The sequence below is a fragment of the Actinoplanes sp. NPDC051537 genome (genome assembly GCF_055586105.1).
This window is the reverse complement of sequence record NZ_JBVJIU010000012.1, coordinates 26,362-52,985: the sequence shown is the minus strand read 5'-3', so window position 1 is coordinate 52,985 and position 26,624 is coordinate 26,362. Positions and strand designations below refer to the sequence as shown.

Here is a 26,624-nt window from a genome sequence, read left to right as displayed (position 1 = left end):
GGGTAGGCCGCGGGAGAGACCGCAGAGAGGACCACCACCCCCCCCCCCACCGCGCGCAACGCGAGCGCCCCCGCCCCCACCCCCCCTCCCCCCCCGCTAACGGCTGATTGGTGCGCCGGCGGGTGGGCCGGCCCGGCTCAGCGGGAGCTGTAGTTCGCGTTGTCGTTGTTCCGGTAGTCGTCGGCGCCCTCGCGGTCGCGGGTGAAGTCCCAACCGCCCGCCGACTCGCGGCCGGGGCGGCCGCCCATCGCGAAGCCGCCGATCTCCTGGCCGCGACGCCAGCCTCGGAAGTAGCCCGTGGTGTGGGCGGCGATGCTGGCCGCGTCGCGGACGATGCGCAGCGGGCGCTCGTCGCGCAAGGGGGAACCGGGCACCAGGTTGGCCTGCGGGACTCGCTTGGGCAGGCCGGCCGGGGTCTCGGCGGCGATCTCGGGGGTGGCCGCGCGCTCGGCGGCGCGCCAGCCGCTGTCGTTCGGGTTGGCCCAGTCGAGGTCGGCGGGGGTGTCGGTGTGGCCGGTGAACCAGGCGGAACGGGCCGCCGCGAAGATCAGCAGGTCGCCGTCGCTGCCGTCGGACGGGACCGGCGGCGTGGTGCTGCGGTCGAGCGCCGTGAGGGTGGTGCTGCTGCTCATCGCGCCGGTCGGCATGGGGGGAGCGACGGGGCGCCGGACGGGGGGGCGGCGGCTGTCGCCGTCGATCAGGCGCAGGGGCGGCGGCTCGCTCATCGCGGGCAGGTCGGTCACCGTTGCGTCGAGGCTGCTGCCGCCGCCGAGCTGGGTGTCCACCAGGCGCAGGGCCGGCGGCTCCTTCGGCATGTCCTGCCACGGGGGCTTGACCCGGCCGGTGTCGGCCGGCGGCGCGCTGATCGATGCCGCGGGGGCCTCGTCGTTGCCGGGGTTGATCAGCGGCCAGTTGGCCCGGGAGCCCGGCTCGGCCTGCTCGGGACGCTGCGTCGGCATCGGCAGCGAATAGTCGGTGGGGCTGCCGGCCGCGGGCGGGCGGGTGCTGGGCCGCGGCGGGATCACCGAACGCTGACGCTCGGCCCGGGCGTTGTTGATCGCCGCGTTGGTGAGCGTGGCCCGGAACGGCTGACCACTTTCCGCAGGCGAAACCGAAGCCGACGGCAGCGAGCCGTTGGAAAGCGAGCCGTTGGAAAGCGAGCCGTTGGACAGCGAGCCGTTGGACAGCGAGCCGTTGGACAGCGACCCGTTGGACAGCGACCCGTTGGACAGCGACCCGGTGGAAAGAGAGCCCGGCGGGAGAGACGTCGAGGCGGCCGGCAGACCCGAGGCCGGACGCGCGGCGGGCGACGACGGCGCCGGGGCCATCGGGTTGCGCGAGCCGGGAACCGGGCGCGAACCGGGCGTGATCGGCGTCATGCCGGGCGGGGGCGGCGGCACCGAGACCGGCCGGTTGCCGGGCACGGGCGCGCGGTTGGGGAACGCCGCGGCGGCCGCCGGAGCGGCGGGCGGCGGGGTGACCGGGCGTGGCGCGAGCGGCGGCGGGGCCACGGGGCTGGGCGCGGCGGGCGGCGCGTTCATCGGCTGGGGCACGACCGGGCCGTTGCCGGTGCTCATCGGCTCGCGGCGGCTGCGCCGGCCGGCGGCGCCGGGGACGGCCTGGAGGGCGGCGGGCGCGGTGGCCCGACGGCCCGAGGACGGGGCGCTGCGGTCACTGATCGTGCTGATCAGGGCGAAGCACGCGGCGTCGCAGGAGCGGACGGCGGCGATCGACTGGCGGACCGTCTCGGCGGCGGCCGGGGCCAGCGACTTGTTGACCCCGCCGCGGCGGGGCGACTCGCTGATCGCGACGTGCAGGGCGGTGACGGCGGAGATGATCTCGTCGTCGGAGCCGGCGCCGGCGCGGATCAGCTCGGCGGCGACCTGCTCGGCCACGCGCTCGGGGTCGGCGCCCTGTGCGGTGAGCCGGCCGGGCTCGGGCAGCGCGCCGAGCACGGCGAGCGCGAGCGGGTGGGCCGGGTCGGGGTAGGCGCGCAGCGCCGCGGGGTAGAGCTCGCGAAGGACCTCGCGCAGGGCGACCGCGGCGGCGTGGCGGCCACCGAGCATGGCGATGTGGGCGGCCAGCACCGGCTTGTAGCTCACCAGCTCGCGCGGGGTGGGCTGGTTGGCGGCGGCGATGGCGCCGGCCTGCAGGGCCCGGGCGAGGCCGACGGCACGACGGGCGGCCGGCGGCGCCTGCATCTCCTCGACGGAGTCGTCATCGGCGAAGCGCTCGGCGAAGTCGTCCGTGGTGTCGTCGTCGGTGACCACGAGTGGCCGGCCGGCCGCGGTGAGCAGCGAGGTGACCAGGTGGTCGTCGCTGTCGGCGGCGACCGCGGCGTCGGTGAATCCACTCGTCCGCTCCACGAGCAGCATCCCGAGCTCGGCGTAGCCGCCGGGGTCGTCGCTGATCTCGTGGACGCCGAGCAGCCGGCCTGCGTCATCCACCACGGCAATGGTCAGCTGCGCGGCCTGGGCCACGCGTACCGATTCATCAGCCGACGCCAGACCGCAGTACACGCGCACGAGCGCCACAGCGTCGTCCTCCTCCCCGGGATGCCCTGAATTTGGCCAAGCACTGATGGTCCCTGGTGAAGGGTCAGTCGCGCCAGTCCACAGCGGCAGAGATCTTGCCGATTACCGAACGCCAACCGAGGCTTGCCTGTTGTGCCCCGATTTTCTTCAATCGACGTCGACCGAAGAATCCGCCCATCCCGCCGGTCTCCGCGGACCGCAGTGACTCGTCCAGATCGTCGAGCGGCGAGCCCGGCGACAAGGCCAGGATCACCGGCTTGAGCCGGAGAGCGTACCCGAGGTCGCGGGCGATCTCGCCGGCGGCGATGAGCAGCGGCAGGTCCCACGTGTCGTGCCCACCGCGCAGGTTTTCCACCACGAGGTCGAGCTCGTAACGGTCGTCCGGCTGCGGGTCGACGTCGGTCGACTGTACCCGGTCGGCGAGGGTGGCCCAGCTGTCGAGTTGTGCGAGGTCGTTGGGAGCACCCGAACGAATGAAGGAGACCAGGGACTCCGGGCTCTTGAAGGCGAGCAGGCGGCCCTTGTGGCTGAGGAACATGGGCACCTCCTCATCGGCCGCCTTCTCCTCGGCCTCATCCGTCTCGTCCTCGAAGTCGGCCGGATCGGGTTCCTCGGCCTTCTCCTTGGCGGAGTCGTCGTCCTCGCCCTCGGCGAGCAGCGCCTGGAACTCCTCGTCGACGATGACCTCTTCGTCGTCATCGTCGTCGGCGGCGGCGTGGGCCCGCTTGCGCGCGTCGAAGGGGTCTTCCTCCTCCGCCTGGATCTCGGTCGGCGTCAGCTCGGACGACAACCGGAAGGCACGCAGGGTGATGCCCACCCCGCCGGGCAGGGCGATCTCGACCGGCTCGATCCGGACCTCGTCCCAGAGCTCCTGCCCGGAGAGTCCGGCAGACGACTTCTCGTCCACGGGCGCGGGCGCCTCTTCGTCGGACTGGCTGGCCACGGTGACCTCCGGAATGCGGATGGGATGCGGATGGACGTTCGGTCGGTGATTCTGCCGACACACCCTAGTGTGCGCCCCTGAGCGACGCCGACCGTCCCCCTCAGAATCCCTTCGGGTGCCAGACCGTCTTGGTCTCCAGGAAGGCGGTCATCGGCCGCAGACCCGGGTCGGCGGCGAGGTCGACGCCGCCGGCCGGCGCGCGGAGCACCCGCTTGAGCGTGCCGGACGCCGAGCGCTCGAGCTCGGTGGCGAGCTCCGGGTCGTCGACGCCGGTGAGGTCGAGCCCGTTGACGTCGTCGTGCGAGGCGAGCCAGGGCGCGGTCTCGGCGGCGCGGCCGGTCAGGATGTTGACCACCCCGCCGGGCACGTCCGAGGTCGCGAGCACCTCGGCCAGCGTGATCGCCACCTGCGGGCCGGCCGCCAGGACCACCACGGTGTTGCCGGTGACGATCGCCGGGGCGACGACGCTGACCAGGCCGAGCAGGGAGGCCGGGGCGACGACGCCGATCACGCCGGTGGGCTCGGGCGAGGACAGGTTGAAGAACGGGCCGGCCACCGGGTTGGCGTTGCCGGCCACCTGGGCGATCTTGTCGGACCAGCCCGCGTACCAGACCAGGCGGTCGACGGCCGCGTCCACCTCGGCGGCCGGGACGCCGAGCGCCACGAACTCACCGCGGCGGCCCTCGACCATCTCGGCGACCCGGTAGAGGACCTGACCACGGTTGTACGCGGTGGCGGCCGCCCATTTCGGCTGGGCCTTGCGGGCCGCGACGACCGCGTCCCGGGCGTCCTTGCGGGAGGCGAGGGCCACGTTGTCGCCGTCCACGAGATAGGTCCGTCCTGACTCGCTGCGGGGGAAGGCCCCGCCGACATAGAGCTTGTACGTCTTACGCACGGAGAGCCGGTTTTGTTCGGCACGCGCCGAGGGTGCGGGCGCGGCCGTCTTGGCGGCGCGCTTGGCGGGCTTGCCGGCCGCCGGCGAGGTGGTGGGTGCTGACTTAGGCAAGGTACGCCTCCAGGCCGTGCCGGCCACCTTCGCGACCGTATCCGGACTCCTTGTAGCCGCCGAACGGCGACGTCGGGTCGAACTTGTTGAACGTGTTGGCCCAGACCACGCCGGCCCGCAGCTTGTCGGCGACGGCCAGGATGCGGGAGCCCTTCTCGGTCCAGATGCCGGCCGACAACCCGTACGGCGTGTTGTTGGCCTTTTCGATCGCTTCCTCCGGCGTCCGGAAGGTCAGCACCGAGAGGACCGGTCCGAAGATCTCCTCGCGGGCGATCCGGTGCGCCTGGGTCACGCCGGTGAAGATCGTCGGCGCGAACCAGAAGCCCCGATCGGGCAGCGAACACGGCGGCGACCAGCGCTCAGCCCCCTCCGAACTACCAATTTCCGACAATTCAGTAATCTTCTCCAGCTGCGCCCGGGAGTTGATCGCGCCGATGTCGGTGTTCTTGTCGAGCGGGTCGCCGACCCGGAGCGTGGCCATCCGGCGCTTGAGCGAGGACAGCAGTTGGTCGGCCACCGATTCCTGCACGAGCAGGCGGGAACCGGCGCAGCAGACGTGCCCCTGGTTGAAGAAGATGCCGTTGACGATGCCCTCGACGGCCTGGTCGATCGGGGCGTCGTCGAAGACGATGTTCGCCGCCTTGCCGCCCAGCTCGAGCGTCAGCCGCTTGCCGGTGCCGGCCACCGAGCGGGCGATCTGCCGGCCGACCTCGGTCGAGCCGGTGAAGGCGACCTTGTCGACGTCGGGGTGCTCGACCAGGTAGCGGCCGGTGTCGCCGGCGCCGGTGATGATGTTGACGACGCCCGGCGGCAGGTCGGCCTGGCGGCAGACGTCGGCGAAGAACAGCGCCGAGAGCGGGGTCGTCTCGGCCGGCTTGAGCACCACCGTGTTGCCCGCGGCCAGCGCCGGCGCGATTTTCCACGCCAGCATGAGCAGCGGGAAGTTCCACGGGATGACCTGCCCGGCCACGCCCAGCGGCTTGGGGTCGGCGCCGAAGCCCGCGTACGCCAGCTTGTCGGCCCAGCCCGCGTAGTAGAAGAAGTGCGCGGCGACCAGCGGCAGGTCGACGTCGCGCGACTCCTTGATCGGCTTGCCGTTGTCGAGCGACTCGAGGACGGCCAGCTCGCGGGAGCGCTCCTGGATGATGCGGGCGATCCGGAACAGGTACTTGGCGCGCTCGGCGCCGGGCAGCGCCGACCACGTGCCGAAGGCGCGGCGGGCGGCGGCGACGGCGCGGTCGACGTCCTCGGGGGCGGCCATGGCCACCTCGGCCAGGACCTCCTCGCTGGCCGGGCTCACCGTCTTGAAGGTGCCCTTGCCCTCGACGAACTCGCCGTCGATGAACAGGCCGTAGGTGGGCTCGATCGTGACTATGGATCGAGACTCGGGGGCCGGAGCGTATTCGAACATCAGCCTCAGTCCAGCGTGAAGTAGTCCGGACCGGCGTAGTGGCCGGTGGTGAGCTTGGTGCGCTGCATGAGCAGGTCGTTGAGCAGCGAGGAGGCGCCGAACCGGAACCAGTCCGGGGAGAGCCAGTCGTCGCCGACCGTCTCGTTGATCAGCACCAGGTATTTGATCGCGTCCTTGGTGGTGCGGATGCCGCCGGCCGGCTTGACGCCGATCTGACGCCCGGTGCGGTCCCGGAAGTCGCGCACCGCCTCCAGCATGATCAGCGTGACCGGCAGGGTGGCGGCGACCGGCACCTTGCCCGTGGAGGTCTTGATGAAGTCGGCCCCGGCCATCATGGCCAGCCAGGAGGCCCGACGGACATTGTCGTACGTGCCGAGCTCGCCCGTCTCGAGAATGACCTTGAGGTGAGCGTCCCCGCACGCCTCCTTCACCGCGACGATCTCGTCGTGGACCTTGGCGTAGTCGCCGGCCAGGAACGCGCCCCGGCTGATCACCATGTCGATCTCGTCGGCGCCGTGGGCCACCGCGTCGCGGGTGTCGGCGAGCTTCACGTCGAGCGGCGCCTGGCCGGACGGGAACGCCGTGGCCACGCTGGCCAGGTGCACGCCGCTGCCGGCCAGCACCTCGGCGGCGACCGGAACCATCGCGGGGTAGACGCAGACGGCGGCGACCGCGGGGCAGGACGGGTCGGCGGGGTCGGGCCGCAGCGCCTTGGCGGAGAGGGCGCGCACCTTGCCCGGCGTGTCGGCGCCCTCGAGCGTGGTGAGGTCGACCATGCGGATCGCCAGGTCGATGGCCTTGGCCTTGGCGGTGGTCTTCACCGAGCGGGTGCCGAGCGCGGCCGCCCTGGCCTCGACGCCCACCTTGTCGACGCCCGGGAGCCCGTGCAACAAGGCCCGCAGATCGGCGGCCGACGTCATTGTCGCAGTCATGAAAACGATTCTACGCAGGGTGCCGACAGTTGATCTTGGTTGACCGGTAGGTTGTGGCCCGTGGACGTACTCGTCGTAGATCACCCTCTGGCCCAGACCCGGCTCACCGCGATGCGCAACGCGGAGACCGACTCGGGCGTCTTCCGCGCGTCTCTGCACGAGCTCACCACGATGGTCGTGTACGAGGCGGCCCGCGCCTTCGCGGTGGAGCAGTACCCGATCACCACGCCCGTCGCGCCCACTCAGGGCATCCGCCTGGCCAACCCGCCGCTGATCGTCCCGGTGCTGCGGGCCGGCCTCGGCATGGCCGACTCGGCGCTGGCCCTGCTGCCCGAGTCGTCCATGGGCTTCGTGGGCCTGGCCCGCGACGAGCACACGTTCGAGCCCCGGGCGTACATGGAGTCGCTCCCGGCCGACCTCGCCGGCCAGCCGGTGCTGGTGCTCGACCCGATGCTCGCCACCGGCGGCTCGCTGCTGCACTGCTGCAAGCTGCTGGTCGACCGCGGCTGCACCGACGTGATCATCTGCTGCGTGCTGGCCGCCCCCGAGGGCATCGAGCGGCTGAAGGAGTCGGGCCTGCCGCTGCGCCTGATCACCGCCGCGATCGACCAGGGCCTCAATGAGAAGGCCTACATCGTGCCCGGCCTCGGCGACGCCGGCGACCGCCAGTTCGGCGGCATGCGCCGCTTCTAAAGTTGGGTGTAATCCCAGCTCACAGCCTTGCCGTCGGCGAACGGCATGATGCCGTGGAACACCCGCGGGGAGTCGGCGAACACCAGCGGCAGGAAATGCCGGTCCGACTCCCACATCGGCACCTGGCCGGCCAGCACGTCGGCGATCGGCACCCAGTGCAGGCTGCCCTCGTCGTTTGCGGAAAGCGGCGTACCGGTCCACGAAAGAACGCGAAACAGGAACCCGAACCAGTTGGCGCCGTGCCGGCCGAAGCCGGGCCAGGAGATCGTGCCGGCGAAGTCGACCGCCGTGCACTCGATGCCGGCCTCCTCGCGGATCTCCCGGCGCAACCCGCCCACCACGTCCTCGTCCGGCTCGAGCTTGCCGCCCAGGCCGTTGTAGTAGCCGTAGTGGATGTCGTCGGGCCTCGTGTCGCGCCGGACCATCAAGATCTTCCGCCGGTCGGGGGAGAAGACGTAGCCGAGCGTGGCCAGGACGGCCTGCATCCATGAACTCCTGTCGGTAAGCGGCGCGGTGCTAGGGTGTGCGCCGGTTGAACGGGAAGGAAAGGGCAGGGAAACAGGGTGCCGCTGCTGCGCGTGGTGCGGAATGCCGTGCCCGGACCGGTCCGCACGTTGATTTATAAGGCACTGCCGGCCGGCGTACGCAAGAAGGCCGTCCGCCAGGTGCGCGAGCCCGACCCGATCGAGTTGGAGCTCGAGGCCGCGCCCACCGATCCGCACGCCTCGCCGTTCTCGGTCCGCACCGCCAACCTCGACCGGGTCGTCGACGCCCTCGACGCGGCCGGCGTGCCCTATTTCCGTGTCCCGACCGCGAGCCTGACGCACACCGTGGTCGCGGTCCCCGAGGCGCACCGGGCGCGGACCGAGGAAGCGATGGCGGGCGCCAAGATCGCACCGATCGTGCTCGGCGAGGACGAGGTGGCGCCGCGGGAAAGGCCGGTGGACGAGGCGGAGCCCGATCCCGTCGGGATTGCCGCCTACTGGCCGGTCACCGATCCCGAGCACCAGCTGCTGATGGGTGTCGAGTACGCCTGCGAGATCGAGTTCTGGTCCGAGCGCGACGGCCGGCTCGAGGCGCCCCGGTACCAGGCGTCGGTCGAGGCGGTGCGGCCCGGCGACGCCGAGGTCGAGGCCGATGAGAGCACATTCGGGGACTTCCGCCCGTACGGGAAGAGTCGCCGTTATCGCACCCGGCAGCCGTTCCTGACCCCGCCGTTCGAGCACATCGACTTCCCGATCGACGTCGTCTACACGTGGGTGGACGGTGGCGACCCGGCCTGGCTGGCCCGCAAGAACGCGGCGCTCGCCGAGAACGGCTGGGCCACCGGCAACCAGGTGGCCGCCAACAGCTCGCGGTACCTGTCCCGGGACGAGCTGCGCTACTCGCTGCGCTCGCTGCACCTCTACGCGCCCTGGGTCCGGCGGATCTTCCTGGTCACCGACGACCAGGTGCCGGAGTGGCTGAACACCGCCCATCCGCAGATCACCGTGGTGAGCCACAAGGAGATCTTCGGTGGCGCCGGGAAGCTGCCGACCTTCAACTCGCACGCCATCGAGACCCGGCTGCACCACATCGAGGGCCTGGCCGAGCACTTCATCTACACCAACGACGACGTGTTCCTCGGCCGGCCGACGCCGCCCGGGCTCTTCTTCACGCCGAGCGGCCAGACCCGGATCTACCTCTCCCGCCGCCGGATCGACGCCGGGCCGCCGACCGCCGACGAGCCGCCGGTGCAGTCGGCCGGGAAGAACAACCGCGCCATCATCGAGCGCGAGTTCGGCCGCTTCCTCGCCTTCAAGATCAAGCACATTCCGCACGCCGCGCGCCGCAGCGTGCTGGCCGAGATCGAGGAGCGCTGCGCCGAGCAGGTGGCGGCGACCGCGGCGCACCAGTTCCGGCACCCCGGCGACGTCTCGCTGCTCTCGTCGCTGCAACAGCACTGGTCGTACGCGACCGGCCGGGCCGTGGTCGGCGAGGTTCAGTCGATGTACCGCGACCTGACCGACCCGCTGCTGCCCAAGCGGCTCGCCAACGCCCTGCGCAAGCGGCACCACCAGATCTTCTGCCTCAACGACACCAACACCGACCCGGCCGAGGCTCAGGAGCAGCTCGAGGCGCTGGCCCGCTTCCTGCCGGCGTACTTCCCGTTCACGTCGCCCTACGAGAAATAGCGCCCTACGAGAGATAGCGCCCTACGAGAGATAGCCGCGGGCGGCCGCGGCCGCGTTGCGGGCGCTGCCTCGCTCGAACTGGCTCGGGATCGGGAAGTAGGCGCTCAGGAACGCCTCCATGATCCGGTGCTGGTTCTCCGGCGGCACGTCGCCGTCGTGGTAGTCGTTCAGGCAGAACACCTCGTGGAAGCGCCGCTGAAGCATCCACTGCAGCTTGGGCAGCTGGGTCTCGAGGCTGACGTTCACGAAGCCGCACCGGATCGTGCCGGGCACGCTGCGCCCGGTCATCAGCCCGAAGTGGTGTGCGAACGAGGACAGCGGGGAGATGTCGTCGCGGGTGCGGAACCGGGCCGCGGCGGTGGTCTGCCAGGCGCCGGCGAACTCCTGCTCGATCGCGGCCAGCGTGCTGCGGCGGTGCGGGTGCGGCGCGTGCAGGAAGGCGTGGGTCAGCGATCGCCCGTACGCGCGCTCGAGCAGTTCCCGGTTGTTCTTGGCGGCCGCCGCGAAGATCTCGTCATCGTCGGAGATCGGCGTGAACGGGATCGCCGTCGGGCTCGCGAACGTGCGGGTCAGCCCGCCCTCGGCGAAGAACCGGTCGGGACCGATCAGCCGGCCGAAGAACACGTCATCGTTCAGGTAGAGGAAGTGCTCGGCCAGGCCCTCGATGTGGTGCAGCTGGGTCTCGATCGAGTGCGAGTTGTACGAGGGCAGCACCGAGCGATCGGCGAAGATCTCGGCGTGGTCGACGACCCGCACCCGCGGATGGGACAGGTCGAGCCAGTCCGGGGTCTGCCGGTCGGTGACGATCCAGATCTTGTTGACCCAGGGCACGAACGTGTCGATCGAGCGCAGCGAGTACATCAGCTCGTTGCGCGACCGGAACCGGCCGTCGCCGTGCACGGCGTCGTCGACCTCGAGCGCGATGCCCTGCGAGGCGGCCTTGCGCCGCTGCCAGTCCGGGTCGTCGCCGTCGACCCAGGTGTAGACCACGTCGACCGGGTCGGTGAACTCACCGCCGAGCGTGCGGGTGAACGGCTCGATGGTGCGGTACCGCCGCTCGCCGACCTCGAGCGTGGCCGGGGTCATCGAGTCGGGCGTGACCCGCACGCCCAGCACGCTGCCGCCGGGCACGACCAGGTCGTCGCCGTCGTCGGCGGTCAGCCAGAAGCCGACGTTGCAGCCGTACGCGGCACCGGTGCGCAGCGTCCGCGAGGTGGTGAGCACGGGCGCGAAGACGCGGATGGCCGGCGCCTGGCGCACCTCGTCCACCGTGGTGCAGATCGCGGCCGGCCACGCGCCCGTGGGCCGGCCGGTCTGGTCGAGCGCCTCGACGTAGACGGGCCGGTCGGGAAAGGCCGCGGCCAGGGCGGCCAGCGCGTTGTCCCGCTCGTCGGCGGCCACCGCGACCCGGAAGGTCGGCGTCGGCTGCCGGACGAAGAAGTGCGGCACGCCGGCCCGCTCGAACGCCTCGGCCACCAGGTCGGCGTTGTCCTGCGCGACCTCGACCGGGGTGCGGTCGTCGTCGAGCCGGGTCAGCTGATAGCCGGTCCAGACCAGCCGCGGATGGGCGGCGTGCACCCGGGCCGCCCATTCCTCGGCGGTGCCGGTGGCCGGCGGCGCGTCGGCGACCAGGGTGACCGCGGTCGACTCCTGGGCCAGCTGGAGGGCCTGCGCCGCGCTGCGCCGCTCGACCCAGCCCCGCGTGTCGCGGCCGGCGAGCAGCTCGGTGTAGAGCGCCTCCCACTGCGGCATCACGACGTCGACCGAGTAGCGCTCGACGGCGGCCAGGCCGCGCTCGCCGATCTCGTGCCGCAGTTCGACGTTCTCGATCAGCTTGCGGATCGAGGACGCCAGCTCGTCGATGTTGTCGGCCGGGACCAGCAGGCCGGTCACGCCGTCCTCGATGACCTCGCGCGGCCCGTTCGGGCAGTCGTAGGACACCGCCGGGACGCCCGCGCCCATCGCCTCGATCAGGGTCAGGCCGAACGACTCCACCTTGGACGTGACCAGGGCGATCGAGGACTTGGACCACTCCTGGTCGAGCACGAAGCTCGGGCCCATCAGCTCGACGTTCTCGCCGAGGCGCATGGCGTTGATGTGCTTCTGCACGATCCGGTGATCGCCGTCGCCGAAGATGCGCAGCCGCCAGTCGGGGTGGTCGGGCACGATCTGGGCGAACGCGGTGACGGCGTGGTCGAACTGCTTCTCGTTGGTGAAGCGGCCGGCCATCATCACGGTGTTGTTCAGCCGGCTGGACCGCGGCCGGTAACCGCCCTCGATCGCGTTCGGAATGATCGGCAGGCGCGGCGCGGCCTCGCCCAGCCGGCTCGCGAACCACTGGCGGGTGCGCTCGGAGAGCACGGCGATGGCGTCCATCCGGGCCGAGTGGAGGCCGTACGGCTCGCCGGAGGCCGCGCGCAGCTCGGCGACCCGGTGCTCCTGGTGCACGAGCACGACCCGGCGCGGCACCAGGGCGGCGGCCACCGCCATCAGCGCCGGGGTCGTGGAGACCACGACGTCGGCGTTGGTCTCGCGCAGCGCGCTCTCCAGCTCGAGGTCGGTCAGCGCGTTGAACGCGCCCTCCCACTCGGGCTTGACGAGCTGGCTGGTCGAGGCGCTGAGGACCCGGCTGACCTCCTCGTCGAGCTTGCGCCGGACCGGGCGCTGGGTGCCGCCGCGGGAGTCGACGAGGAAACGCATGCGCACCTTGTCGGAGAACTCGAACGCCGGCTTGGTGCGGGTGCGGAACACGCCGAGCACCTCGACCTCGTGCCGCTCCGCGAGCCAGCTCGCCTGCCGCAGGATGGTGCGCTCGGTGCCACCCATCGCATCGGCCCAGGTGAGCAGGTACGTGATCTTCATGCGTTGCCGTTCGTCGGTTCCTACAGGTGGCGGCAGGCGAGCGTGAGCGCACCCGCCTGGGAGAACGTGGCCTCGACCCGGACGACCTTGCCCGGCGCGGTCCAGACGATGGCCGGCGTGGGCCGGATGACCTTTCCGGCGTTTGCGAGGTCGTGCAGCTCGCGGCCGACCCGCAGGCGCCGGCCGCCGCTGCGGAGGAAGAGGCGCGCGCCGCCGCCGAGCTTCGCGATCTGCGCCAGCGGGAGGTCGCAGCGAACCCGGTCGGGCGCCGTCCGCTCGGTGGGCACGCTGATCTGGGCGGTGCCGCCGCGCTTGACGACCTCGATCGTCGCCGGCCCGGCCAGCGCCCGCCCGACCAGGCGCACCTCGAGCGAGGACACCAGCCAGTCGAGGTCGAGCCGGCTCACCTCGGCGACCGGCTCCGGCGCGACGACGGTGATGGCGAGCCGCCCGGAGAGGCGGACCCGGACCTTGTAGCGGCGGCCGGTCTCGGGGTGCGGCGGGGACGGGACGGTGAGGCCGCGGGTGCCCGCGTTCTGCCGGCCGCCGAGGACCTTGAGCACCTGCTCGCCCCGAGACCTGGTGGTCACCGCCACCTCGAGCTGCCACTGGGTGCCCGAGCGCAGGGCGAAGCCGCCGGGGTTGTCGTCGAGAAGCGCGGTGGCCTCGACCCAGAGCGTGCCGTCGGCGCCGGGCCGCAGCCGGGCGGGGACGACCCGGTGGTGGCGGCCGCGCACGGCGTGCAGCTCGGCCGCGAGCGCGTCATCGAAGGGGATCGTCGGGACGTGCATGTCGATGTTCAGCGTGCGGCCGTCGAGAACGGCGGCGAGGCGGGCGTCGGCGACCACATCGCCGGACAGAGCCTTGGTTACCTTGCGTAGCGGCGCGCGCTGCTGGCGGAGCTCGTCGCGCAGCCGGTCGACGCGAGGGGTGAAGGTGCGGTCGAGGCGGCGGGCGACGACCGTGGCCTGGGGAAGACGGCGCAGCGAGCGGGCGGCGAGCTTGCGTGCGGAGTCGACCGACATCGACGCCTACTCCTCCTCAGGGAAATGCCTGCTGGTGCAAGGCGGAAACCATAGTGCAGCCTCCGGTACCCGTCAATTTAACTTGCTGTCGATCTGAAGGCCATCAATCCGATCACGTACGGTGAGGAAGGTCTCGATCAGCCGAACGGAGCGACCGTTCTGAGCGACTGCCTCTCGGCGACTGTGACTTGGGAAACTATCGTGTGTTTCCATGACCACCATTCCGCTCGCCGAGGAACTGCTCCTTCTCGCCTACGACGACCAGACCGGCAAGGCGACAGGTTCCCGCATCGGGCTCGACCTCGGCATGGCCGCGGGCGTGCTGGTCGACCTGGCTCTCGCGGGGCGGGTCGCGTACGTCGACGGTTATCTCAAGGTTCTCGACCCGACCCCGACCGGGGAGGCGATCGCGGACACGGTGCTGGCCAAGGCGGCCGGGGACGAGCCGCACACGCCGGCCCAGTGGCTCCAGCGGCTCCGGCACCGGCTGCGCACCCGGGTGCTGGAAGACCTCATCGCCCGCGGCGTGGTCAAGGACGTGGACGAGACCCAGATGGAATACATCCACGTCCACCGCTACCCGACGACCGACCCCGCGTACGAGGCCGAGATCCGGCGCCGGCTGGCCGACGCGCTGACCGGCGAGAGCATCTGCGACGAGCGGACGGCCGCGCTGGCCACCCTGCTCAGCGTGTGCCGGATGGAGCCGGCACTGCGGCTGTCGGCCGACGAGACGGCCCGGGCGCACCAGCGGCTCGAGCAGATCGCCACCGGCGCCGGGTTCTCCGGCACCATCGATCTCGAGGACTCGATCGTCCGTCCGGCGGTCGCCCTCGTGGTGGCCACCCTCGGCCGGGCGATCTCGGCCGCGCTCGGCGCGCCCAAGCCTGCTCTTTAGACGCCCAGCTCGTCAGACGCCCAGCGTCGCGGCGATCTCCTGCCGGAGGGTCTGCAGGGCGGCCGCGGCGCGGGTGCGGGCGGCGGCGACGTCGCCCATGGCCGGTTCGACCACTTCGAGGTACGCCTTGAGCTTCGGCTCGGTGCCCGACGGCCGGATGACGACCCGGGTCGTGGCAGTCCTGAGCGTGAGCACGTCGTTCTCCGGGAGCAGGTCGTCGACGGCCGTCACCGGGTGGCCGAGCAGGCTCGTCGGCGGGGCCTGACGGGCCCGGCCCATCGCCGCTCCGATCTCGGCGAGGTCGTCCACCCGTACCGAGAGCTGGTCGGTGGCGTGCACGCCGAACTCGGCCGCCAGCTCGTCCAGCCGGTCGGCGAGCGTGCGGCCCTCGGCCTTGAGGCCGGCCGCGAGCTCGGCCGCGGTGAGCGCCGCGGTGATGCCGTCCTTGTCGCGCACCAGCGCCGGGGCGACGCAGTAGCCGAGCGCCTCCTCGTAGCCGAACGCCAGCTCCTCGGCGGCCCGGACGATCCACTTGAACCCGGTCAGCGTCTCGGCGTAGGGCACCCCGCGGGCGGCGCAGAGGCGGCCGAGCAACTGCGACGAGACGATCGTGGTCGCGTACGTCCCCGGGATGCCCCGCCGGATGAGGTGGTCCGCGAGCAGCACCCCCAGCTCGTCGCCGCGCAGCGGCCGCCACCCGTCGCCGGCCGGGATGGCCAGCGCGCACCGGTCGGCGTCCGGGTCGTTGGCGATCGCCAGGTCGGCGTGGTTCGAGCCGGCCAGCGCGAGCAGCCGGTCCATGGCGCCCGGTTCCTCCGGGTTGGGGAAGGCGACCGTCGGGAACTCGGGGTCGGGCTCGGCCTGCTCGGCCACGGCGGCGGGGACCGGGAACCCGGCGGCGGCGAACGCGGCGGCGAGCGTGCCCCCGCCGACGCCGTGCATGGGCGTGTAGGCCGTGACGAGGTCGCGCGGGCCGCCCGGAGTCAGCACGGCGGCGGCGCTTCGCACGTACCCCTGGAGAATGTCCTCGCCGAGAACCGTGCCGGGACCGCCCAGCTTGACCCCCGCGATCGGACCGACCGCCCGGATGGCCGCCTCGATGCCCGCGTCGGCCGGCGGGACGATCTGCGCGCCGTCCCCGCCCGGGCCGCCGAGCTGCCGGCCGAGATAGACCTTGTAGCCGTTGTCCTGCGGCGGGTTGTGGCTGGCCGTGACCATGACCCCGGCCACCGCGTCGAGCGCCCGCACCGCGTAGGCGAGCACCGGGGTCGGCAGCGTCGACGGCATGACCAGCGCGGTACGGCCCGCGCCGGTGGCGACCTGGGCGGTGCGCTCGGCGAACGCCTTCGAGCCGTGCCGGGCGTCGTAGCCGATCACCAGCGGGCCGTCGCCGCCCTGCTCGGCCAGCCAGGCGATCAGGCCGGCCGCGGCCCGGGTGACCACCGCGAGGTTCATCCCGTTCGGCCCGGCCCGCAGCCGCCCACGCAGCCCAGCCGTGCCGAAGGTCAGCGGGCCGGCGAACCGGTCCCGGAGCTCCTCCGTGGTGCCAGGCAGCTCGTCGAGCAGCTCGCGAAGCTCTTTCTTCGTGGCCGGGTCCGGGTCGTCGGCGAGCCAGGCCTCGGCTTTTTCCCGGAGTTCGTCAGGTGCCATCTGGGATTGATAGCACGGTCAGGCGGCGGAGAGGGTGTAAGTCTTGATCATCTCGTCGAAGATCGGCTTGCTGTCGCCGAACTGCGCCTCGGTCGAGGTCATGTAGAACGAGTACGCCTTGCCGCCGGTCACCACCGCGCCCCACAGGCCGTGGCGGCCGTCGTCGCCGGTGCCGCAGGTGTACTCGAGGACCGCGCCGTCCTTGCCGGAGATCGTGGTCTTGTCGAGGTTGACCCGGGCGTACGGCTTCGGGCAGTTCGTCGACTTCGTCTTCAGCGTGTTCTCGGCGATGCCGAGGAACGCGGAGGGCGTCGCCTTCGAGTTCTCCACCAGGATGCGGACCTTGTGCTTGGCGTCCTGCGGGTCGGCGTAGTCGACCCAGGAGCCGGCCGCCTTGCGGGTCCAGCCCTTCGGCACGTTCACCGTGATGCCGCGGTCGTTGTACTGCTGGGTCTCGAACGCGGGCGCCGTGTCCTGGTTGCCCGCGGGCAGCGCGTCCGGCGGCGGGGTGTTCTTGGCGCCGCCCCCGCCGGCCAGCGAGAAGACCAGCACCAGCACGACCACGACGGCGAGCGCGCCGCCCCCGGCGATCAGCTGCTTGTTGCGGGGCCAGCGCTGAACCGTGGCGACCGTCTTGGACGCCGCGGCCTTGACCGAGCCGAGCGCCTTGTCGATCGACTGCTTGCGGCCGGCGCTGCCGGCGGGCTCGCGGGCCGCGCGGGCGCCGTTCCAGGCTTCGCGTGGCGGCAGGACGCTGGTCGTGTCGCCGCCGGCCGCCGGCATGGCCGGCATCATGCCGGTCGGGGCGCCCTCGGGATCGGGCGCGCGCCGCCGGCCGCCGGCCGGCGCGGCGTTGCCCTGCTGGAGCTTGGCCAGGTGGTCGGTGAGCGACTGGCCCGGCGGGAGCATGGCCCGGCCGCCGATCTGGCCGCTCGGCTGGGGCGGGAGCTGCTGCGTCTCGATCGGCGCGGCCGGCGGACGCTGGGCCGGGACCACCGAGTACGGGTCGGTCATCATGTGCGGCGGGGCCTTGCTGGCCAGCGGCCCGGCCAGTTGCTGCCGCAGCATCGTGCGCGCGGTCTGCACGTCCATCCGGCGGGCCGGGTCCTTCTCGAGCAGGCCCATCAGCACCGGGGTGAGCGAGCCGGCCCGCACGGCCGGGGCCGGCGGGTCCTCGACCACGGCGTGCATGGTCTCGATCGGGTCGCCCTTGTCGAACGGGGGACGGCCCTCGACCGCGGTGAAGAGCGTGACGCCCAGCGAGAACAGGTCGCTCGGCGGGCCGAAGTCGCTGCCCATGGCCCGCTCGGGCGAGATGAAGTGCGGCGAGCCCAGCACCATGCCCGGCGTCGTGAGCTGGATGTCGGTCGGCATCCGGGCGACGCCGAAGTCGGTCAGCACGCAGCGGCCGTCGGAGCAGATCAGCACGTTCGCCGGCTTGACGTCGCGGTGCAGCACGCCGTGCGCGTGGGCGACCTCGAGCGCGCCGAGCAGCGCGATGCCGATCTTGGCGACGACCCGGGGCGTGACCGGCCCGTCCTCGATCACCATGTCGGCGAGGCTGCGGGCGTCGAGCAGCTCCATCACGATCCACGGACGGCCGTTCTCGTGCACGACGTCGTAGACCTGGACCACGGCGGGATGCTGCAGCGCGGCCGCCGCACGGGCCTCGCGCATGGTGCGCTCGTACATCGAGTCGCGGTCGCTGGGGGCCAGGCCGGGCGGGAGGATGACCTCCTTGATCGCCACGTCACGGCGCAGCAGCGTGTCCGCCGCGCGCCAGACCGTGCCCATGCCGCCGTGCCCCACCGCCGCGCGCAGTGTGTAGCGCCCGCCGATGAGCGTGCCCGGAGCTGCGCGTCCGCTGGTGGGAGCGTTGTTGCCGCCGCTCCACGTCGGAATCTGAGTCACTGAGGATGCCACCGAGGGGGTGTAGGGGGCCGTCGACCAACCCCGCTATCTTGCCGGTAAGGCACCCCTGTTTGAAAGTCGCGACGCGGTTGTTCCGCCGATCTCGACCGACCGTGACCGCCGGATCCCGCTCGGTGCCTGATATCGGACTCTCTGTGCCAAAGTCCTCACGCTGCCGAGCTGAACGAAGCCTTAGGATCAACGGGTGAACGCAGAGTCGGGTTTTGAGATCAAGCCGGTCTACCGTCCCGAGGACGTGCCCGCTTCACGAATCGGCGAGCCGGGTGAGTTTCCGTACACCCGCGGTGTCTATCCGACGATGTACACCAAACGCCCCTGGACCATGCGGCAGTACGCGGGCTTCGGCACGGCGGCCGAGTCCAACGCGCGCTACCACCAGCTGCTGGCGGCCGGGACGATGGGCCTCTCCGTCGCGTTCGACCTGCCGACCCAGATGGGGTACGACTCGGACGACCCGATCGCGCACGGCGAGGTGGGCAAGGTCGGGGTCGCCATCGACTCGATCGACGACATGCGGCGGCTGTTCCACGACATCCCGCTCGACCAGGTCTCCACGTCGATGACGATCAACGCGCCCGGCTCGGTGCTGTTGCTGCTCTACCAGCTGGTGGCCGAGGAGCAGGGCGTGCCCGGGTCGTCTTTGCAGGGCACGATCCAGAACGACATCCTCAAGGAGTACATCGCCCGCGGCACGTACATCTTCCCGCCCAAGCCCTCGCTACGGCTGGTGGCGGACACGTTCGCGTACTGCCGCACCGAGATCCCGAAGTGGAACACGATCTCCATCTCCGGCTATCACATGGCGGAGGCGGGTGCGTCCCCGGCGCAGGAGATCGCGTTCACGCTGGCCAACGGCATGGAGTACGTACGCGCGGCGCTCGCGGCCGGGCTGGCGGTCGATGACTTCGCGCCCCGGCTGTCCTTCTTCTTCGTGGCCCGCACGACGCTGCTCGAGGAGATCGCCAAGTTCCGCGCGGCCCGCCGGATGTGGGCCCGGATCATGCGCGAGGAGTTCGGCGCCCGGGACCCGAAGTCGCTGATGCTGCGATTCCACACACAGACCGCGGGCGTGCAGCTCACCGCCCAGCAGCCGGAGGTCAACCTGGTGCGGGTGGCGATCCAGGCGCTCGGCGCGGTCGCCGGTGGCACCCAGTCGCTGCACACCAACGCGTACGACGAGGCGCTCGCCCTGCCCACCGAGAAGTCGGCCCGGCTCGCCCTGCGCACCCAGCAGGTGCTCGCCTACGAGAGCGGCCTGACCGGCACCGTCGACCCCTTCGCCGGCTCGTACGCGATCGAGGCGCTGACCGACGAGGTCGAGCGGGAGGCCGTCGCGCTCATCGAGCGGGTCTTCTCGTACGGCTCGGCCGTCGACGCCATCGAGCAGGGCTTCCAGAAAGAGGAGATCGAGACCTCGGCGTACCGGATCGCCAACGAGATCGACTCGGGCGAGCGGGTCGTGGTCGGGGTCAACCGGTTCGCGATCGAGGGCGAGGAGCGGTACGAGCCGCTGCGGGTCGACCCCGCGATCGAGGCCGCCCAGGTGGCGCGACTCGCCGAATTGCGGGCGAATCGCGACAACGGTGCCGTCGAGGCCGCCCTGGCCGATTTGGCGAAGGCGGCACAGGGCACGGAGAACGTCCTACCGTTGATGAAAGAGGCGTTGCGGCTGCGTGCCACCGTGGGCGAGGTATGCCACACGTTGCGTGGCGTGTGGGGCGTCCACCACCCGGTGGAGCGCTTCTGAGACGGACTCGAGGTGTGGGTCATCACCTCCACGATCCGTTACCCGTTGTAGGAGGTGATGGGACAAGTGCTTCGCCGGGACGACACCCCGAGCATCAACCCACCTCTCTATCAGGGAATTCGTGACCCAGCGCAATGCGGCGCATACGGGAATGACGTTGCACAGCGTCACCAAAATGGGTCTAAGCTGTCGCGCGTCAAGAAAACGCGACAAAACTTCGAGAGTGATACGGAAACCGACGTGACTACTGCTCTGACGGCGCCCTCGGGTGCTCAGACGGAGTGGCCCGGGCCGCTGCCCGGCGCCGAGCCCCTGCCCGGCCAGCTCGACCGCTGGCTCGCCACTCGCGGCGCGGAGCTCGTAGCGATTCGTCGGCACATCCACGCCCACCCGGAGCGTTCCTTCCACGAGTTCGAGACGGCCGCGCTGATCGCCCGCGAGCTGGCCGTCGCCGGCCTGTCGCCGCGCCTGATGCCCAAGGGCAACGGCGTCATCTGCGACATCGGCGAGGGCGACCGGGTGATCGCGTTCCGGGCCGACCTCGACGCGTTGCCGCTGCCCGACCTCAAGGACGTGCCCTACCGCTCGACCGTCGACGGGGTGGCGCACGCCTGCGGGCACGACGTGCACACCACCGTGCTGCTCGGCCTCGGCCTGGCGCTGGCCCAGCTCGAGCTCCCCGGCCGCATCCGGCTGATCTTCCAGCCCGGCGAGGAGCAGATCCCGTCCGGCGCGCCCGAGGTGATCGCGGCCGGCGCCCTCAAGGACGTCGCGGCGATCTACGCGCTGCACTGCTACCCGCAGCTGCCGACCGGCCTGGTCGGGGTCCGTTCCGGCCCGTTCACGGCCGCCGCCGACACGGTCCGGGTCCGGCTCACCGGCCCCGGCGGGCACACCGCCCGGCCGCACCTGACGGCCGACCTGGTGCACGCGCTGGGCCGGGTCATCGTCGACGTGCCGGCGCTGCTCGACCGCCGGATCGACCCGCGCGCCGGGGTCTCGATGGTCTGGGGCTCGGTGCACTCCGGGCAGGCGTTCAACGCGATCCCGGGCGAGGGCGAGGCGTCCGGCACGGTCCGCATCCTCAGCCGAGAGGCCTGGCGGGAGGCGCCCGAGCTGGTCACCCGGCTGATCCGCGAGGTGGTCGCCCCGACCGGCGCCGAGGCCGAGGTGACGTACCACCGAGGCGTCCCCCCGGTGATCAACGACCGCATGGCCGCGGCCGTCATCGCCGGCGCGGCGGGCGCGGCGCTCGGCCCCGACCGAGTCGTCGAGGCCGAGATCAGCATGGGCGGCGAGGATTTCGCCTTCTACCTGGACCACGTGCCCGGCGCGATGATCCGCTTGGGCACCGGCGTGCCTGGTTCGACCGAGCGCCACGATCTGCACCAGGGCGACTTCGACGTGGACGAGCGAGCCATCGGGTACGGCCTGCGAGTCTTCGTACACACGGCGCTGGCGGCCCTCTCGACGGGCGCCTTCTAGCCCGGACGCCCGCCGCCTGTGGACAACGTCGGAAAACTGTCGTAGCTCGGCCGTATTTTCGGCCCACCCGAACGAGGGTGGGCCGCGGTAAGCCGACGGTCGGCAGATGCCGGCGGCGGCCGAACCGCCGCCTGTGGACAGCGTCGGAAAACTGTCGTAGCTCGGCCGTACTCTCAGCCCACCCAAACGAGGGTGGGCCGAGAGCAGGCCGACGGCGGCCCGGCGAGCGTCGTCGGGCGGGTCTCAGCTCTTCTTCTCGTCCCCCGGCCCAGACGCCGGCGGCGCCGATGTCGGCTGCTGCGCCCCGAGGCCGGGCCGCGGCGGGAAGACCGGCAAGGGCGTCCCGGCCGTAGCCAGCCGCGGCCGTCCCCGCCAGTGCTTGCGGTACAGGTAGAGCAGGCCCCAGATCGGCAGGCCCAGCGCGATCAGCCACGGCAGCAGCGCGCCCAGCACGGTTAGCAGCACCTTGAGCGAGGCGAGCAGCGCGTGCCAGCCCGCGCCCAGGCCGCCGAGGAAGCCGGGCGGCTGGTCGTCGGCCGCCTTGGGGCCGGGGGCGACCGGGCCGAGGAACGTCACGGTGATCGTGGACAGCGCCGTGAGGTCGGCCAGGCGGCGCTTCTTGGCCTGCAGCGACGCCAGGTCGGACTCCCGGGAGGCCACCTCCTTTTCCAGCATCACCAGGTCGTTCAGGGACTTGGCCTGGGCCAGCAGCTTGCGGCCGCTGTCCACCCGGGCCTGCTGCACCTGGATCCGGGCGTCGAGGTCGACGGTCTGCTCGGTGACGTCCTCGGTGTTGATCTCACGGTGTTCCTCGGTGCCCAACTTGGACAGCTGGTCGACGACCGTGGAGAACTTGTCGGCCGGCACCCGCAGCGTCATGGTGGCCGTGCCCGAGCCGGCCGTGCTGCTGGTGCGGTTGTCGGCGCCGATGAAGCCGCCGGCGGTGTTGGCGATGCCGGTCGCCTGGCCGGCCGCGGCGTTGACGTCGTCCTTGACGCGCACCGAGATGCTGCCGCGGTAGATGATCGAGCGCTGGTCGACGGCCAGGTCCGGCGCCTGGGCCGGGGTGTCCTGGCCGGTGGCGGCGCCGCCCTCGGCCTTGGCCGCGTCGGCGCCACCGGCCTCGGGCGCGGCGGCCTGTGGCGCCGCGGCCTTGTCGGCCATGCCGCCGCCATTGCTGCTGGAGGAGCTGTCGCCGGAACTGGCGCCGCAGCCGCTCAGTACTATGCCCGCGACGACCGCGGTGGCGAGTAGGAATGTCGTTCTCTTATGGGTGACGCGCACGATTTTCTCCCATCCCCGTTGGGCGTGCACCTGGGACGTGCGGCATGCACTTCCCGGTTCCGGCAGACTGCAGAATGAGCGGTTACGAATCGGCAGCGGAGGAGTCCCGTGCGCATCACGAAGTTCACGCATTCCTGCCTCCGGATCGAGGGCGACGGAGTGCTGGTCGTCGATCCGGGCGAGTTCAGCGAGCGTGCCGCGCTGGACGGTGCGGACGCCGTTCTGATCACCCACGAGCACATGGATCATCTCGATCTGGCGGCGGTGGCCGATACCGCGGCCCGGCGTCCGGGGCTGCGCATCTTCGCCCACGCCGACGTGCTGCCCAAACTCGCCGCCCTCGGTGACGTCACGGCGGTGGCGCCCGGTGAGAATTTCGAGACGGCCGGTTTCCGCGTACGGGCGCATGGGGGTCACCATGCCGTGATCCACTCCGACATTCCGCGCATCGCGAACCTGGCCTATCTCATCGCCGACAACGAGACGAACGTCTATCACCCGGGCGACTCGTTCACCGTTCCGGCGGACACGGTCGTGGACACGCTCTTCGCGCCGTTGAATGCTCCGTGGATGAAGCTCGCCGAATCCATCGACTTCGTCCGGGCGGTCAAACCCGGCCGCGCGTACGCGTTGCACGACGCGCTCCTGACCGAGACCGGCGCCAAGATCTCCGACGGCCACCTCGCCCGGCTCTCCGGCACGAGCTATGCCCACGTCGCGCCCGGGACCACGATCTAACGTGCCGAGCAGCGCAACCGACGAGCTGATCCAGCGGCTGTACGAGGAGCCGCCGGAGGGATTCGTGGCGGCCCGCACCGCGGCCGTCGACGAGGCACGCAAGGCCGGCGACCGCGATACCGCGAAGCGGCTGGCCGCCCTGAAGAAGCCGACCGTGGCCGCCTGGGTCGTCAACCTGCTCGCCCGGCGCCGGCCCGAGCTGATCGACCAGCTGGTCGAGCTCTCCTCGGCCCTGCGCGACGCCCAGCGGGGCCTCGACGGCGGGCAGTTGCGCGAACTGACCGCGCAGCGGCGGCAGGTGGTCACGGCGCTGGTCGACGCCGCCCGCCGGCTGGCGCTGGCCGCCGAGCCCGGGGCGAAGCTGCCGCTGGCCGAGGTGGAGTCGACGCTGACCGCGGCGCTGGCCGAGCCGGAGATCGCCGCCCAGATCCGGACCGGCCGGCTGATCCGCGCCGCGGCGTACGCGGGCTTCGGCGAAGTTCCCCGCCCCCGCCTGCGGCTGATCTCGTCCGGCGATGATCTGGACCTGGACGCGGACGCCGACGCGGACGGCGAGGAAGAGCCCGGCGAGGTCGTCGAGTTCCCGCAGTCGGCCCGGGAGCGGGCCGCGGCCGAGCGTCACCGTCGCGAGTTCGAGCAGAAGCAGCGGACGCTGCGCCGCGAGCTGAGCGCCGCCCAGGCCGCCGAGAAGCGGGCCGACGAGCAGCTGGAACGGGCCGAGGTGGCCGAGCGCGAGGCCGAGCACCTGGTCGAGGACCTGGATGCCGAACTGGCCGAGCTGGAACGGCGCCGCACCGAGGCCCAGGCCGATGTGGCCCGGCGCAAGCAGGCCCGGCGAACCGCCGAACGCGAGACCGCCGCCGCCCGGCGACAGGTCGGCGACGTACAGGCCGCTCTGGAAGATCTTGAATCGGACGAGCCGGATTGATCTCCATCCAACCGCCCCGCCCGCCACCCAAAATCGGACTAAAGTCGACTTTCGCGTCGGGACGCCAAGAATATTTTCCGAATCGGACGCGGAAGAGCACAATCGGCGCGTGACCCCCGAACAGGCTGCCGCCAACGCCAGAACGGGACTCGCGACGATCGTCGGCGCCTTCGCCGAGTCACCGCAGACGCTGCGCCGGGCGCGGCTTCTGGGACTCTCCGGCTGGGCGTACCACGTGTCTGCGCGAGCCGGTGCACTCGGCGACGTACGACCCGAGACCGTCGCCGCGGCGATCGGCTTCATCGCCCCCGAGGCCGTGATCGACGGCTGGGAGGCGACCGCCAAGACCTCCGCGCCGGTCGAGGTGGCCACCTGGCACCTGCATGAGCTGTGCAAGTGGGGCATCGAGCAGATCGGCGGCTTCCCCCGCCTGGGGCGGCTGCTCGAGCTGGCCGGCCGGGTGGTCGACGCGGTCGAGCACGCCGCTCTGCCGCTCTTCGCGGCGTGGCGGGCGATGCCGGTGCCCGACCAGGCGCCGGGCGCGCGGGCCGCGGTGACCCTGCACCTGCTGCACGAGCACCGGCTCGGTGTGCACCTGCTCGCCGTACGGGCCAGCGGTTTGACGCCGTTGCAGGCCATCATCGCCGGCCCCGAGGGCGAGACCGGCGCGGTCGCCTTCGGCTGGCAGCCGCCCTACCCGGCGGCCGGCCCGATCGTCCGCCGTCTGATGTGGGCCGACTCGGTCGCCGACGCCGTGGCCGGCCAGGCCTACGGCACCCTCGACATGGCCGAGCGCATCGAGTTCGTCGGCCTACTCGAGTCCCTCAGCCAGCGCCTCGCCCGCTAGGTTCGGCGCGAGCGCGAAACTCGGTCGACGCGGCGGGGCATTCGTGGTCCGATGCTTCGATGACCGCCGCCGCGACGACCTCGCTGCCCGTGGGGTGGACCACCCGCCGCCCGACGCTCGACGACGTGACCGAGATTCTCGCGCTGGTGCACGCCAGCGACATCGCGGCGATCGGCGAGCCCGACTTCACGGCCGACGAGGTGCGGGAGAGGCTCACCGAGCCGCACACCGACCCCGAGCGGGACAGCTGGCTCGCGGTCGACGCGGAGGGCGCCATCGTCGGCTGGACCTTTGCCAGCAACCCGACCGGCGGCGACCGCGACTTCCTGGAGGTCTTCGTCTGGCCGCAGCGCGGCGTGCCCGCCCTGCGGCCGTTGCTGGCGCTGATGCTCGACCGGATGGAGGAGCGGGCCGGCGAGCTCGGCCACGACCCTTATGAGGTACGCGCCGGCGCGATCCCGACCGAGCAGCCCTACATCGATGCGCTCACCGAGGCCGGGCTCGTCTTCCTCAAGCAGCACGCCCGCATGCGGATGTCGCTCGACGGCTTCCCGCACACCGCGCCCGAGCCGCCGCCGGGGGTGACCTTGCGGCCGGTTCGTGGGGACGACGAGGCCGACCTGCGCGCGCTGCACGCCGTGATCCAGGAGGCGTTCCGGGACACCGACCACTTCAGCGTCGACTACGAGACCTGGCGGCAGCAGGTCGATCACGAGCATTCGATCTCGTACGACGAATGGTTCGTGGCCGAGATCGACGGCCGCGTGGTCGGTTCGTTGCAGTCGTCGGACGCGGGGCTGGACGACAACGAGGGATGGGTCAAGCGGCTGGCCGTGCTCCGTCCGTACCGGAAAAGGGGTGTGGGTGAGGCGCTCCTGCGCCGCGCGTTCGCCGTCTACGCCGCCAAGGGCCGGGTGTCGGCGGGGCTCGGCGTCGATCTGCAGAACCCCACCCGGGCCGCCCAGCTCTATCGCGCGATCGGGATGACCCCGATGTACGAGGCCAACATCTATCGCACGTACGTGACCGCGCGGCCGGTCTAGACCTCGGGCGTCGACGTGCGGCTCGGGCGGCGGCGCAGATCCTCGACGTAGTCGTCGGGCGCGCCGGCCTTCTCCGCGGCGTTGGCGATCTCGGAGAGGTACCACGCGGTCGGCAGGCCACCCTCGTAACCGTCGTAGACGTACACCCAGGCGCTGAACTCGCCTTCGAGCGTTGATACACGCACGGTGAGCTTCTGGTACGCCCCCGCGGTCACGCCCTCGACTTCGTCCAACTGTGACGCGTCCCACGGATGCACGTCGTAGAGCGACACGAAGACGCGCTCGCCGGGTGCCTCGGCGATCGTGGTGACCGCGCCCTCCCAGCCCATTTCCCCCTCACCGGCAAAGGTCAGGCGCCAGCCTTCTATCCACCCGACGCCGACCATGGGCGAGTGCGGACAGTAGGCCCGCATGCGGGCCGGGTCGAGGTTTGAGCCATACGCGGCGTAATGACGCACGGCGATGACGATAGCCGCACTCGGCGGTCGTGGA

At 71.7% G+C, this 26,624-nt stretch carries 21 protein-coding genes; 9 read left to right on the top strand and 12 right to left on the bottom strand.

Translation table 11 applies throughout. The annotated features are described in order from the left end of the window. Nucleotides 1-137: 137 nt before the first annotated feature. The 5 genes from ACZ6TB_RS28240 to deoC form a co-directional block, all read right to left on the bottom strand. Nucleotides 138-2,534, bottom strand: a complete 2,397-nt coding sequence (locus tag ACZ6TB_RS28240; protein WP_465558729.1) for a transposase — start codon at nucleotides 2,532-2,534, stop codon at nucleotides 138-140. Between the two features lie 64 nt (nucleotides 2,535-2,598). Then, a complete protein-coding gene (locus ACZ6TB_RS28235; protein ID WP_465558727.1) occupies nucleotides 2,599-3,477 on the bottom strand; it encodes a DNA primase in 879 nt (292 codons plus the stop codon). Between the two features lie 100 nt (nucleotides 3,478-3,577). Continuing rightward, nucleotides 3,578-4,372 carry an aldehyde dehydrogenase family protein gene (locus ACZ6TB_RS28230; RefSeq protein ID WP_465559245.1) on the bottom strand — a complete coding sequence of 265 codons (795 nt, stop codon included), beginning with the start codon at nucleotides 4,370-4,372 and terminating at the stop codon, nucleotides 3,578-3,580. 103 nt (nucleotides 4,373-4,475) lie between these two features. Continuing rightward, a complete protein-coding gene (locus tag ACZ6TB_RS28225) occupies nucleotides 4,476-5,894 on the bottom strand; it encodes an aldehyde dehydrogenase family protein (RefSeq protein WP_465558725.1) in 1,419 nt (472 codons plus the stop codon). Between the two features lie 5 nt (nucleotides 5,895-5,899). Next, entirely contained in the window at nucleotides 5,900-6,826 is a 927-nt protein-coding gene (gene deoC, locus ACZ6TB_RS28220) for a deoxyribose-phosphate aldolase (RefSeq protein ID WP_465558723.1), read from the bottom strand. Nucleotides 6,827-6,886: 60 nt separating this feature from the next. Here deoC and upp point away from each other — a divergent pair, with 60 nt between their 5' ends. Next, complete coding sequence (gene upp / locus ACZ6TB_RS28215) at nucleotides 6,887-7,519, top strand: uracil phosphoribosyltransferase (protein ID WP_465558722.1); 633 nt, start codon at nucleotides 6,887-6,889, stop codon at nucleotides 7,517-7,519. Here upp and ACZ6TB_RS28210 read toward each other — a convergent pair. Then, nucleotides 7,516-8,004 (bottom strand): NUDIX hydrolase, encoded by a 489-nt coding sequence (locus ACZ6TB_RS28210; protein ID WP_465558720.1) that lies wholly within the window; start codon nucleotides 8,002-8,004, stop codon nucleotides 7,516-7,518. The genes upp and ACZ6TB_RS28210 overlap by 4 nt on opposite strands. A gap of 78 nt (nucleotides 8,005-8,082) precedes the next feature. On the opposite strand from ACZ6TB_RS28210, the gene ACZ6TB_RS28205 reads away from it, so the two are divergent. Next, on the top strand, nucleotides 8,083-9,693 hold the full coding sequence (locus ACZ6TB_RS28205; protein WP_465558718.1) for a stealth family protein: 1,611 nt from the start codon (nucleotides 8,083-8,085) through the stop codon (nucleotides 9,691-9,693). A gap of 21 nt (nucleotides 9,694-9,714) precedes the next feature. On the opposite strand, the gene ACZ6TB_RS28200 is transcribed toward ACZ6TB_RS28205, so the two are convergent. Together ACZ6TB_RS28200 and ACZ6TB_RS28195 are read right to left on the bottom strand one after the other, a co-directional pair. Next, on the bottom strand, nucleotides 9,715-12,555 hold the full coding sequence (locus tag ACZ6TB_RS28200; protein WP_465558717.1) for a stealth conserved region 3 domain-containing protein: 2,841 nt from the start codon (nucleotides 12,553-12,555) through the stop codon (nucleotides 9,715-9,717). 20 nt (nucleotides 12,556-12,575) lie between these two features. Then, the gene (locus ACZ6TB_RS28195) at nucleotides 12,576-13,580 is read right to left on the bottom strand and encodes a hypothetical protein (RefSeq protein ID WP_465558715.1); all 1,005 of its coding nucleotides are present in this window, start codon (nucleotides 13,578-13,580) and stop codon (nucleotides 12,576-12,578) included. Between the two features lie 211 nt (nucleotides 13,581-13,791). Here ACZ6TB_RS28195 and ACZ6TB_RS28190 point away from each other — a divergent pair, with 211 nt between their 5' ends. After that, nucleotides 13,792-14,478, top strand: coding sequence for a GOLPH3/VPS74 family protein (locus ACZ6TB_RS28190; protein ID WP_465558713.1), 687 nt, complete (start codon nucleotides 13,792-13,794; stop codon nucleotides 14,476-14,478). Between the two features lie 12 nt (nucleotides 14,479-14,490). On the opposite strand, the gene ACZ6TB_RS28185 is transcribed toward ACZ6TB_RS28190, so the two are convergent. Both ACZ6TB_RS28185 and ACZ6TB_RS28180 read right to left on the bottom strand, forming a co-directional pair. After that, on the bottom strand, nucleotides 14,491-16,128 hold the full coding sequence (locus tag ACZ6TB_RS28185; RefSeq protein WP_465558711.1) for a phospho-sugar mutase: 1,638 nt from the start codon (nucleotides 16,126-16,128) through the stop codon (nucleotides 14,491-14,493). Between the two features lie 18 nt (nucleotides 16,129-16,146). Then, nucleotides 16,147-18,039 carry a serine/threonine-protein kinase gene (locus ACZ6TB_RS28180; protein WP_465558709.1) on the bottom strand — a complete coding sequence of 631 codons (1,893 nt, stop codon included), beginning with the start codon at nucleotides 18,037-18,039 and terminating at the stop codon, nucleotides 16,147-16,149. A gap of 205 nt (nucleotides 18,040-18,244) precedes the next feature. Here ACZ6TB_RS28180 and ACZ6TB_RS28175 point away from each other — a divergent pair, with 205 nt between their 5' ends. Both ACZ6TB_RS28175 and ACZ6TB_RS28170 read left to right on the top strand, forming a co-directional pair. Beyond that, nucleotides 18,245-19,807, top strand: a complete 1,563-nt coding sequence (locus ACZ6TB_RS28175) for an acyl-CoA mutase large subunit family protein (RefSeq protein ID WP_465558708.1) — start codon at nucleotides 18,245-18,247, stop codon at nucleotides 19,805-19,807. 240 nt (nucleotides 19,808-20,047) lie between these two features. After that, complete coding sequence (locus tag ACZ6TB_RS28170) at nucleotides 20,048-21,292, top strand: amidohydrolase (protein WP_465558706.1); 1,245 nt, start codon at nucleotides 20,048-20,050, stop codon at nucleotides 21,290-21,292. A gap of 243 nt (nucleotides 21,293-21,535) precedes the next feature. On the opposite strand, the gene ACZ6TB_RS28165 is transcribed toward ACZ6TB_RS28170, so the two are convergent. Further along, nucleotides 21,536-22,576, bottom strand: a complete 1,041-nt coding sequence (locus ACZ6TB_RS28165) for a DUF4349 domain-containing protein (protein WP_465558704.1) — start codon at nucleotides 22,574-22,576, stop codon at nucleotides 21,536-21,538. A gap of 108 nt (nucleotides 22,577-22,684) precedes the next feature. Here ACZ6TB_RS28165 and ACZ6TB_RS28160 point away from each other — a divergent pair, with 108 nt between their 5' ends. The 4 genes from ACZ6TB_RS28160 to ACZ6TB_RS28145 all read left to right on the top strand — a co-directional run bounded on the left by ACZ6TB_RS28160 (nucleotide 22,685) and on the right by ACZ6TB_RS28145 (nucleotide 26,132). Further along, nucleotides 22,685-23,314 (top strand): MBL fold metallo-hydrolase, encoded by a 630-nt coding sequence (locus ACZ6TB_RS28160; RefSeq protein ID WP_465558702.1) that lies wholly within the window; start codon nucleotides 22,685-22,687, stop codon nucleotides 23,312-23,314. Continuing rightward, nucleotides 23,283-24,242 (top strand): hypothetical protein, encoded by a 960-nt coding sequence (locus ACZ6TB_RS28155; protein WP_465558701.1) that lies wholly within the window; start codon nucleotides 23,283-23,285, stop codon nucleotides 24,240-24,242. The genes ACZ6TB_RS28160 and ACZ6TB_RS28155 overlap by 32 nt, the downstream gene beginning before the upstream one ends. A gap of 109 nt (nucleotides 24,243-24,351) precedes the next feature. Then, a complete protein-coding gene (locus ACZ6TB_RS28150) occupies nucleotides 24,352-25,089 on the top strand; it encodes an SCO6745 family protein (RefSeq protein ID WP_465558699.1) in 738 nt (245 codons plus the stop codon). Nucleotides 25,090-25,148: 59 nt separating this feature from the next. Next, the gene (locus ACZ6TB_RS28145) at nucleotides 25,149-26,132 is read left to right on the top strand and encodes a GNAT family N-acetyltransferase (RefSeq protein ID WP_465558698.1); all 984 of its coding nucleotides are present in this window, start codon (nucleotides 25,149-25,151) and stop codon (nucleotides 26,130-26,132) included. On the opposite strand, the gene ACZ6TB_RS28140 is transcribed toward ACZ6TB_RS28145, so the two are convergent. After that, a complete protein-coding gene (locus tag ACZ6TB_RS28140) occupies nucleotides 26,129-26,590 on the bottom strand; it encodes a gamma-glutamylcyclotransferase (protein WP_465558696.1) in 462 nt (153 codons plus the stop codon). The two genes, ACZ6TB_RS28145 and ACZ6TB_RS28140, sit on opposite strands and share 4 nt — an antisense overlap. Nucleotides 26,591-26,624 lie beyond the last annotated feature (34 nt).

Bases quoted from the DNA above. Each gene is read 5' to 3' on its own strand.
- ACZ6TB_RS28185 (WP_465558711.1), bottom strand. From the start codon at position 16,128: ATGGCACCTGACGAACTCCGGGAAAAAGCCGAGGCCTGGCTCGCCGAC.
- ACZ6TB_RS28190 (WP_465558713.1), top strand. From the start codon at position 13,792: ATGACCACCATTCCGCTCGCCGAGGAACTGCTCCTTCTCGCCTACGAC.
- ACZ6TB_RS28225 (WP_465558725.1), bottom strand. From the start codon at position 5,894: ATGTTCGAATACGCTCCGGCCCCCGAGTCTCGATCCATAGTCACGATC.
- ACZ6TB_RS28145 (WP_465558698.1), top strand. From the start codon at position 25,149: ATGACCGCCGCCGCGACGACCTCGCTGCCCGTGGGGTGGACCACCCGC.
- ACZ6TB_RS28195 (WP_465558715.1), bottom strand. From the start codon at position 13,580: ATGTCGGTCGACTCCGCACGCAAGCTCGCCGCCCGCTCGCTGCGCCGT.
- ACZ6TB_RS28155 (WP_465558701.1), top strand. From the start codon at position 23,283: ATGCCCACGTCGCGCCCGGGACCACGATCTAACGTGCCGAGCAGCGCA.
- ACZ6TB_RS28200 (WP_465558717.1), bottom strand. From the start codon at position 12,555: ATGAAGATCACGTACCTGCTCACCTGGGCCGATGCGATGGGTGGCACC.
- deoC (WP_465558723.1), bottom strand. From the start codon at position 6,826: ATGACTGCGACAATGACGTCGGCCGCCGATCTGCGGGCCTTGTTGCAC.
- ACZ6TB_RS28210 (WP_465558720.1), bottom strand. From the start codon at position 8,004: ATGCAGGCCGTCCTGGCCACGCTCGGCTACGTCTTCTCCCCCGACCGG.